The sequence below is a fragment of the Erwinia sp. MYb416 genome (assembly GCF_037479575.1).
GTDB lineage: Bacteria > Pseudomonadota > Gammaproteobacteria > Enterobacterales > Enterobacteriaceae > Erwinia > Erwinia rhapontici.
Genome location: NZ_JBBGYT010000141.1, coordinates 2,222 through 3,266, shown reverse-complemented (window position 1 = coordinate 3,266; position 1,045 = coordinate 2,222). Strand labels below are relative to the sequence as shown.

At 61.1% G+C, this 1,045-nt stretch carries 2 protein-coding genes; both read left to right on the top strand.

Annotation, left to right across the window (positions count from 1 at the left end):
- Positions 1-404: SPASM domain-containing protein (locus WH277_RS01345; protein WP_339503928.1), on the top strand; the 404-nt coding region annotated here is incomplete at its 5' end.
- Positions 405-407: 3 nt separating this feature from the next.
- The coding region (locus WH277_RS01340) for an insulinase family protein (RefSeq protein ID WP_339503926.1) at positions 408-1,045 on the top strand (638 nt) is incomplete at its 3' end.

The window sequence follows — 1,045 nt, the reverse complement described above, 5'->3', positions numbered from 1 at the left end:
GGGGAGCGATCTTCCTCAGTGTGACGCCAGAAGGCACGGCGTTGCCGTGCCACAGTGCGCATCAGCTGCCGGTTCAGTTCCCGTCAGTGCTGGAGCAGAGCCTTGAGGATATCTGGTTTAACTCGTTTGGTTTTAATCGCTATCGCGGCTTTGACTGGATGCCGGAACCCTGCCGCTCCTGCTCGGAAAAAGAGAAGGACTTTGGTGGATGCCGCTGCCAGGCGTTTATGTTGACGGGCGATGCGGATAATGCCGACCCGGTGTGCAGCAAATCAGAGCATCACCATAAGATCCTGGAAGCACGTGAACAGGCCAACTGCACCAATATTCAGGTCAGTCAGCTGCAGTTCCGCAACCGTGCTAACTCTGAGCGGGTTAATGCTCAGCTGATCTTTAAGGTCTGACGCATGCAGCATCAACAGCGGCGCTTACCCAACGGTTTACGGGTTGAGTTAATCTCAGACCCGCAGGCCACGCGCGCCGCCGCGTTGATGCAGGTGGATGTGGGCAGTCACCATGAGCCGGATGCCTGGCCGGGGCTGGCACATCTGCTTGAGCATCTGCTGTTTGCCGGCAGCCCGGTTTTTCAGGATGACCAAAGGCTGATGGCCTGGCTGCCTGCCCGGGGAGGGCGGCTGAACGCCACCACGCTCGGCAGCAGCACCGCGTACTTTTTCGAGTGCGCCCCCGAACAACTGGCCGATGCGCTGCCCCGCCTGACGGATATGCTGGTGGCGCCGCTCTTGTCTGCCAGCGCGATCCGCCAGGAAGTCGCGACCATTGATGCCGAATGCCGCCTGCTGGCTGACCATCAGGACACGTTGTGTGATGCGGCGCTGAGCGCTGCATTCGCTTCCCATCCGTGGCAACGCTTCCAGACCGGCAATGCAGCGGGCTTTGGCAACGATCACACGGCGCTGCGTGCGGCGCTGCAACAGTTCCATCAGCGTTATTACCATGCGGATACGGTGACGCTGTGGGTGCAGGGACCGCAGCCGATCGAGGCGCTGTGGCCGCTGGCCCAGCAGGCCGCCGAAGCCTTCCC